This window comes from Pantoea sp. UYEF8 (genome assembly GCF_040546285.1).
Lineage (GTDB): Bacteria > Pseudomonadota > Gammaproteobacteria > Enterobacterales > Enterobacteriaceae > Pantoea > Pantoea brenneri.
In genome coordinates, this window is the sequence record NZ_JBEPNM010000015.1 from 113,397 (window position 1) to 121,484 (window position 8,088).

Here is an 8,088-nt window from a genome sequence, read left to right on the forward strand (position 1 = left end):
CATAACAGGCCGCCTGACGGTGTTATTATTATAACATTCCGCCGGCCAGCCGGTGGATCGCACCCCGATCCTTTGGAGAGCCTCATGACCGATATCAAACAGCAAGCCCTGCGTGCCCTGAAACTGATGGATTTAACTACCCTGAATGACGACGACACTGACGAAAAAGTGATCGCGCTTTGTCATCAGGCGAAATCCCCGGCGGGTAACACAGCAGCCATCTGCATCTATCCGCGTTTTATTCCGATTGCGCGTAAAACGCTGCGTGAGCAGGGTACGCCAGAGATCCGTATCGCCACGGTAACCAATTTCCCGCACGGCAATGACGACATTGAGATTGCGCTGGCTGAAACCCGCGCCGCTATCGCCTACGGTGCCGATGAAGTGGATGTGGTGTTCCCGTACCGCGCGCTGATCGCCGGTAACAGTCAGGTCGGTTTTGATCTGGTGAAAGCCTGTAAGACCGCCTGTGCTGAGGCGAACGTACTGCTGAAAGTGATTATTGAAACCGGTGAACTGAAGCAGGAAGCGCTGATCCGTCAGGCGTCTGAAATCGCTATCGATGCCGGTGCTGACTTCATCAAAACCTCTACCGGTAAAGTACCGGTCAACGCCACGCCTGAAGTGGCGCAGATCATGATGAGCGTCATCCGTGATAAAGGCGTCAGCCAGCAGGTCGGTTTCAAACCGGCGGGTGGCGTACGCACCGCTGAAGATGCCGCCATCTATCTGCAACTGGCGGAAGATACGCTGGGTGCGGAGTGGGCCGATGCGCGTCACTTCCGCTTTGGCGCATCAAGCCTGCTGGCGAGTCTGCTGAATACTCTGGGTCATCAGAGCGAGACCAGCAAAGCCGGTTATTAAACTCATCCTGCGGCGGTCACCGATCGCCGCTGTCACACCGCATTTCCCTGAGCCAAGGGGGCTACCTTGTTCCTGCCACAAGAAATTATTCGCAAAAAACGTGACGGTCACGCGCTGACTGACGCTGAAATCCGCTTCTTCATCAACGGCGTCCGTGATAACAGCGTCTCTGAAGGCCAGATTGCCGCGCTGGCCATGACCATCTATTTTCATGACATGACGCTGCCTGAGCGCGTGTCGCTGACCATGGCGATGCGTGATTCCGGTACCGTGCTGAACTGGAAATCGCTCAATCTGAACGGGCCGGTGGTGGATAAGCATTCGACCGGCGGCGTTGGCGATGTCACGTCGCTGATGCTCGGACCAATGGTGGCCGCATGCGGTGGTTATATTCCGATGATCTCCGGCCGTGGCCTCGGCCATACCGGCGGCACGCTGGATAAGCTGGAAGCAATTCCAGGCTTCGACATCTTCCCCAGCGACGACCGCTTCCGGGAGATCATCAAACAGGTCGGGGTGGCGATTATCGGCCAGACCAACTCACTGGCTCCGGCCGACAAACGCTTCTACGCCACGCGCGACATTACCGCCACCGTAGACTCGATCCCGCTGATTACCGCCTCGATTCTGGCGAAGAAACTGGCGGAAGGGCTGGATGCGCTGGTGATGGATGTCAAAGTGGGCTCGGGCGCATTTATGCCAACCTATGAAGCGTCAGAGGATCTGGCGCAGTCGATTGTTGGCGTAGCTAACGGTGCCGGCTGCCAGACCACCGCGCTGCTCACCGATATGAATCAGGTGCTGGCTTCGTCTGCCGGTAACGCGCTGGAAGTGCGGGAAGCGGTGCGCTTCCTGACCGGTGAACAGCGTAACCCGCGCCTGCTGGAAGTGACGCTGGCGCTGTGCAGCGAAATGCTGATTTCCGGCAAGCTGGCCGCTAATGAGACAGAGGCGCGCCAGCAGCTGATGAAGGTGCTGGATAACGGCAGGGCGGCAGAAATTTTCGCCCGCATGGTGGCGGCGCAGAACGGGCCGGCTGATTTTGTCGAGCGCTACGATGCTTATCTGCCTGCGCCGACGCTGAGCAAGGCGGTCTATGCCGACCAGCCTGGCATTGTCAGCAGCATGGATACCCGGGCGCTTGGTCTGGCGGTCGTGGCACTGGGCGGTGGACGCCAGCGTGCCAGCGACAGCATCGATTACAGCGTTGGGTTAAGCGAAATGATTACTCTCGGTGAACGCGCCGATGCGCAGCGCCCGCTGGCTATTATCCACGCCAGCAACGAAGCGCAATGGCAACAGGCCGCCGCTGCGGTCAAAGCCGCGCTGGTGATCGGCGATACGGCACCAGCCGCTACGCCAGTGGTCTATCGTCGTGTGAGCGATGTCAGTTAACCGGGCAGTAATCGGTGCCAGCGGCAACGCATTCGGGTATACTGATCTGATCGCTTTTTTTTGACTTGTCACGCGCCATTGCGCAGGAGACTTGCATGAAACGTGCTTTTATTATGGTTCTCGACTCCTTCGGGATCGGCTCCAGTAAAGATGCCGATAAATTCGGTGACGCAGGTTCAGATACGCTTGGTCACATCGCTGAAGCCTGTTTCAAAGGTGAAGCGGACAAAGGCCGTAAAGGGCCTTTACATCTGCCTAATCTGACCGCGCTGGGTCTGGGTAAGGCCGCAGAGCTTTCGACTGGCCGCTTCCCGGCGGGCCTTGACCCGAACGCGAAGATCACCGGCGCTTACGCTTACGCCAGCGAAATCTCGTCAGGTAAAGATACGCCGTCAGGCCACTGGGAAATCGCCGGGGTTCCGGTGCTGTTTGACTGGGGCTACTTCAGTGATCAAGAGAACAGTTTCCCGCAGGAACTGCTCGATAAGCTGGTGCAGCGCGCTGAGCTGCCAGGCTACCTCGGTAACTGCCACTCTTCGGGGACGGTGATTCTCGATCAGCTGGGTGAAGAGCACATGAAAACCGGCAAGCCGATTTTCTACACCTCTGCGGACTCGGTATTCCAGATTGCCTGTCATGAAGAGACCTTTGGTCTGGATCGCCTCTATGCGCTGTGCGAAATTGCCCGCGAAGAGCTGACGGAAGGCGGCTATAACATCGGCCGCGTTATCGCCCGTCCGTTTGTCGGCGACAAAGCCGGTCACTTTGAACGTACCGGTAACCGTCACGATCTGGCGGTTGAGCCGCCGTCAGCCACCATGCTGAAAAAGCTGGTGGATGAGAAGGGCGGTCAGGTGATTTCGGTGGGTAAAATCGCGGACATCTACGCTGAGCAGGGCATCACCAAAAAGGTCAAAGCGACCGGTCTGGATGCGCTGTTTGACGCCACGATTCAGGAGATGAAAATCGCGCCGGATCACTCGATTGTCTTCACCAACTTTGTCGATTTCGACTCGACGTGGGGACATCGCCGTGATGTAGCCGGTTATGCTGGCGGACTGGAGCTGTTTGACCGTCGCCTGCCGGAGCTGATGGAACTGGTCGGTGAGGATGACATTCTGATCCTGACTGCTGACCACGGCTGCGATCCGACCTGGCAAGGCACCGAACACACCCGTGAGCATATTCCGATTCTGATTTACGGACCGAAAGTTGAGCCGGGTTCACTCGGTTATCGCGAAACCTTCGCCGATATTGGTCAGACAATTGCACACTATTTTGGCCTGTCCGACATGGACTATGGCAAGAACATGCTGTAACCCAGCGATTTAACAAGGATAAAGTAACAATGGCAACTCCGCATATTAATGCCGAAATGGGTGATTTCGCTGACGTCGTCCTGATGCCGGGCGACCCGCTGCGTGCGAAACACATTGCAGAAACCTTCCTGGAAAACCCGGTCGAAGTGAACAATGTGCGCGGCATGCTGGGCTACACCGGCACCTACAAAGGCCGTAAAGTCTCCGTAATGGGTCACGGCATGGGCATTCCTTCCTGCTCGATCTACACCAAAGAGCTGATCACCGACTTTGGTGTGAAGAAGATCATTCGTGTGGGATCCTGTGGTGCGGTCCGTGCAGACGTCAAACTGCGCGACATCGTGATTGGTATGGGTGCCTGCACCGATTCCAAAGTGAACCGGATGCGTTTCAAAGATCACGATTTCGCGGCGATTGCTGATTTCGACATGGTGCGTAACGCCGTCGATGCAGCCAAAAATCTGGGTGTTGAAGCCCGCGTCGGTAACATCTTCTCCGCCGATCTGTTCTATACCCCGGATCCGCAGATGTTCGATGTGATGGAAAAATATGGCATCCTCGGCGTGGAAATGGAAGCTGCTGGCATCTACGGCGTGGCGGCAGAGTTCGGTGCTAAAGCGCTGACCATCTGCACCGTATCAGACCACATTCGTACCCATGAGCAGACCACTGCGGCTGAACGTCAGACCACCTTCAACGACATGATTAAAATTGCGCTGGAGTCGGTGCTGCTGGGGGATTAATCCACCTGGCGGGTTAACGTACCTGCCTGCAGCCTGACGTTCCTGCCGGGTCCTCTTCTGATGAGGAGGACCCGATCTTATTCCGCCTTACCCGTGCTGTAACATTCACATCAAATGACACACTTTTCGCCAGGCTTGTGCATCTTCGCGCTGGTACCCCGGCGATCGCGCTTTATCATGTTGCGGAACAACAAATAATAAATAACCGCCTGATAATGCTTCCTGATGAATTTTCGTAACTTCGACGCTGAAGAGAAACTGTTTGCCCGTCGCGCGACGGTGGCTTTTGCTCTGGTCTGTCTCTGCTTCACTATTCTTGCTGTGAACCTGTATCGCCTGCAGGTACGCGACCACAGCTACTACCAGACCCGATCCAACCAGAACGACATCAAAATGATCCCCATCGCCCCGACGCGCGGGCTGATTTATGACCGTAACGGCATCCCGCTGGTACGCAACGTCAGCTGGTACGCCATCACCCTGACGCCGTATAAAATCACCGATATGCAGGCTACGCTGCGGGCGCTGACGCCGATCCTTGACCTGACACCCGATGAGATTGAGACCTTTCAGCACGCGTTAAAACAGACCAGTCGCTACAAGCCGGTGGTGCTGAAAGAGGAGCTGAGCGAGGAGCAGGTAGCACGCTTCGCGGTTAACCAGTTTCGTTTTAGCGGTGCCAGCATCGAAATTTATCAGGATCGTGAATATCCCTACGGTGCCGATCTGGCGCACGTGCTCGGTTATGTGTCGAAAATCAACGATAACGACTACAAACGGCTAAATGCGGCGGGCATCGCCGAGAACTACGCCGCTGACCACAACATCGGGAAACAGGGGATTGAAGGCTATTACGAGACCCTGCTGCACGGTAAGCCGGGCTATCAGGAAGTGGAGGTGGATAACCACGGCCGCATTGTGCGGGTGCTGAAAGAGGTGCCGCCGGTAGCCGGGAAAAACCTCACCCTGACGCTGGATCTGCATCTGCAGCAGTACGCCGAAAGCCTGCTGGCGGGCCAGCGTGCGGCACTGCTGATTGAGGACCCGCGTGACGGTTCGGTGCTGGCGATGGTTTCCAGTCCCAGCTACGACCCCAATCCTTTTGTGAAGGGCATCAGCTATCAGGCCTACAAATCGCTGTTGCAGGATAAGGATCTGCCGCTGATCAATCGCGTTACCCAGGGCCTTTATCCTCCCGCCTCGACGGTGAAGCCCTATATGGCGATGTCCGCGCTGCTGACCCATGTCATTACGCCGCAGTCGCAATTCTTTGGCGCGCCCACCTGGACGCTGCCGGGCACCGATCGCCGCTATCGCGACTGGAAAAAAACCGGTCACGGCATGCTGGATGTCACGCGGGCGATTGAGGAGTCTGCGGATACCTTCTTCTATCAGGTGGCGTTCATGATGGGCATCGATCGTATTCACACCATGCTCAGTCAGTTTGGTTACGGCAAATCGACCGGCATTGACCTGAATGAAGAGTACAACGGCTTACTGCCGAGTCGCGAGTGGAAGCAGAAGGTGCACAAAAAAGCCTGGTATCAGGGCGACACCATTTCAGTCGGCATCGGTCAGGGTTACTGGATTGCGACGCCGATTCAGATGGAAAAAGCGATGGTGGCGCTGATCAATAACGGCCGGGTGATTGCGCCGCACCTGCTGCAGAAAGCGCAGCGCGGCAATCTGGTTGAGAACTATCAACCAAAACAGCCGGCGGCGCAGATTGGCGATCCACATTCGCCGTACTGGTCACTGGTGCGCCACGCGATGTTTGGTATGGCCAATGCACCTAACGGCACCGGTTATAAATATTTTCATACTGCACCTTATGGTATCGCAGCGAAAAGTGGCACCTCGCAGGTGTTTGGTCTGCGACAGAACCAGACTTATAACGCCAAAATGATCCCGGTACGGCTGCGCGATCATATCTTCTATACCGCGTTTGCGCCGTTTAACGCGCCAAAAGTGGCGGTGACGCTGATTCTGGAAAATGGCGGCGGGGAAGGGGTAACGGCTGCGCCGGTGATGCGTGCCATTCTGGATCACATCTTTATCCCGCCCGTGCCGGAAGCACCAGAAGCGCCGGTGGCGGCAGAGAAGAAGTAGCGGTGCAGGGGTAAAAAAAGGGGCCGCGGCCCCTTTGATGTTAAGATTTCAGCGTCTCCGTGACGTGGCTGATAGCGCGCACCACATCCGTTGCGCCTTCACGAATTTCCGCAATAACGCCGCCCGCTTCCTGCGCCAGCTGCACGCCCTGATCGGCACGCTTCAGGTTCGATTCAATCCCCTTCAGCGCCTTATTCGCCAGCGAGTGGTTTTGCTGCACCCGGTTCTCAATCTCTGCGGTGGCGCGGTTGATGTTAGCCGCCAGCGTTCTGACTTCATTGGCGACTACGGCAAAACTGCGCCCATGAGTACCTGCTCGCGCCGCTTCAATCGCCGCATTCAGCGCCAGCAGATTGGTCTGATCGGCAATGCGGCGGATGCTTTCTACTATAAAGCCGATTCGGTCTGACGATTCGCTCAGGCCGGAGATATCTCCGGAAATCCCCTGTAGTTCGCCTGCCAGCGCATGCATGGTCTGTACGCTATTGGCGATCACCTCTGCGCCGACGCGGGTGCTTTCGTTGGTTTGCAGCGCGGTGTGATAAGCCCGCTGTGCCGCCTCGCGCTCCTGCTGATTCTTCTCGACCTGGGCGGTGACGTCAGTGGCAAACTTCACCACTTTATACAGTTTGCCCTGCTCGTCGAAAACCGGATTGTAAGTGGCGCGTAGCCAGACGGTACGGCCCTGTTTATTCACCCGGGGAAACTGACCCGAGATAAATTCACCGCGATTCAACTGCTGCCAGAGTTCACTGTATTCGCGGCTGTTACGCATCGCTTCTGAACAGAACAGGCTGTGGTGCGCACCCTCAATCTCCTCACGACGGTATCCCATGGTCTTAAGGAAATTGTCGTTGGCTTTAAGCACCTCACCTTTCAGGTTAAAGGCGATTACCGCCATTGAACGCTCAATCGCATTGGTCATCGCGCGCTGTTCCTGCGCATCGTTGATGTGGCCGGTGATGTCAGTCGCCAGCTTAACGATTTTAAATACCCGTCCGTGACGATCCTGCACCGGCACATAGTTGGCTTCGAGCCACACCGGTCGGCTGTTTTTCGCGACGCGGAGAAACTTGTCGCTGAAACTTTCGCCCCGGTTCAGTCGTAACCAGAAGTCGTTGTAGTCTCTGGATTGCAGCTGATCCGGCGTACAGAACAGGCTGTGATGCTGGCCATCAATTTCGGCCAGCGTGTAGCCCATCCGGTCAAGAAACAGGGCATTGGCACCGAGAACGGTGCCTTCGGGCGTGCAATCATGGCGATCGAGTCGTTAAGGGAGGTGAGGGTTGCTGCGGAGTGTGTACGCCTCTGCCAACTGAGGCGGGAAGCAATGCCTGATGTAATGGTGTAAAACATGGTGATCCTTATTATTAGTGTTGGTCTCGTCACATTTATCGGCCTGATAGCGCCACAATTCAGCCTCTGCGGCCATTCTGGTTGAAATTCCGGCAGCCAATAGCACGATTTTTACCGGCAGCGGCGGGGCGGGATGGCGGGTTTGATGGAAAAGCCGTCAGTCGATTTCATTTTGTTGAAAAGCGTTTGACGCTGTCGGGCCGCTTTGGTTTAATGCGCCCCGTTGCCCGAATAGCTCAGTCGGTAGAGCAGGGGATTGAAAATCCCCGTGTCCCTGGTTCGATTCCGGGTTCGGGCACCAT

At 56.3% G+C, this 8,088-nt stretch carries 5 protein-coding genes, 1 tRNA gene and 1 pseudogene; 6 read left to right on the forward strand and 1 reads right to left on the reverse strand.

Going from position 1 to position 8,088, the window contains the following annotated elements; all coding sequences use genetic code 11:
* Positions 1 to 84 precede the first annotated feature (84 nt).
* The 5 genes from deoC to mrdA2 all read left to right on the forward strand — a co-directional run bounded on the left by deoC (position 85) and on the right by mrdA2 (position 6,430).
* Positions 85 to 864 (forward strand): deoxyribose-phosphate aldolase, encoded by a 780-nt coding sequence (gene deoC, locus ABIB18_RS21285; protein ID WP_046289241.1) that lies wholly within the window; start codon positions 85 to 87, stop codon positions 862 to 864.
* 66 nt (positions 865 to 930) lie between these two features.
* Positions 931 to 2,259 (forward strand): thymidine phosphorylase, encoded by a 1,329-nt coding sequence (deoA, locus tag ABIB18_RS21290; RefSeq protein ID WP_031377078.1) that lies wholly within the window; start codon positions 931 to 933, stop codon positions 2,257 to 2,259.
* 95 nt (positions 2,260 to 2,354) lie between these two features.
* Positions 2,355 to 3,578: a phosphopentomutase gene (deoB, locus tag ABIB18_RS21295; RefSeq protein ID WP_046289240.1), complete on the forward strand. Its 1,224-nt coding sequence runs from the start codon at positions 2,355 to 2,357 to the stop codon at positions 3,576 to 3,578.
* 29 nt (positions 3,579 to 3,607) lie between these two features.
* Positions 3,608 to 4,321 carry a purine-nucleoside phosphorylase gene (gene deoD, locus ABIB18_RS21300; protein WP_010248951.1) on the forward strand — a complete coding sequence of 238 codons (714 nt, stop codon included), beginning with the start codon at positions 3,608 to 3,610 and terminating at the stop codon, positions 4,319 to 4,321.
* Between the two features lie 225 nt (positions 4,322 to 4,546).
* Positions 4,547 to 6,430 carry a peptidoglycan DD-transpeptidase MrdA2 gene (mrdA2, locus tag ABIB18_RS21305; RefSeq protein WP_069728831.1) on the forward strand — a complete coding sequence of 628 codons (1,884 nt, stop codon included), beginning with the start codon at positions 4,547 to 4,549 and terminating at the stop codon, positions 6,428 to 6,430.
* 40 nt (positions 6,431 to 6,470) lie between these two features.
* Here mrdA2 and ABIB18_RS21310 read toward each other — a convergent pair.
* Positions 6,471 to 7,786 (reverse strand): annotated as a pseudogene (locus ABIB18_RS21310) (methyl-accepting chemotaxis protein).
* 225 nt (positions 7,787 to 8,011) lie between these two features.
* Here ABIB18_RS21310 and ABIB18_RS21315 point away from each other — a divergent pair.
* Positions 8,012 to 8,087: transfer RNA gene (locus tag ABIB18_RS21315), tRNA-Phe, on the forward strand.
* The last annotated feature ends 1 nt before the right edge of the window (position 8,088 follow it).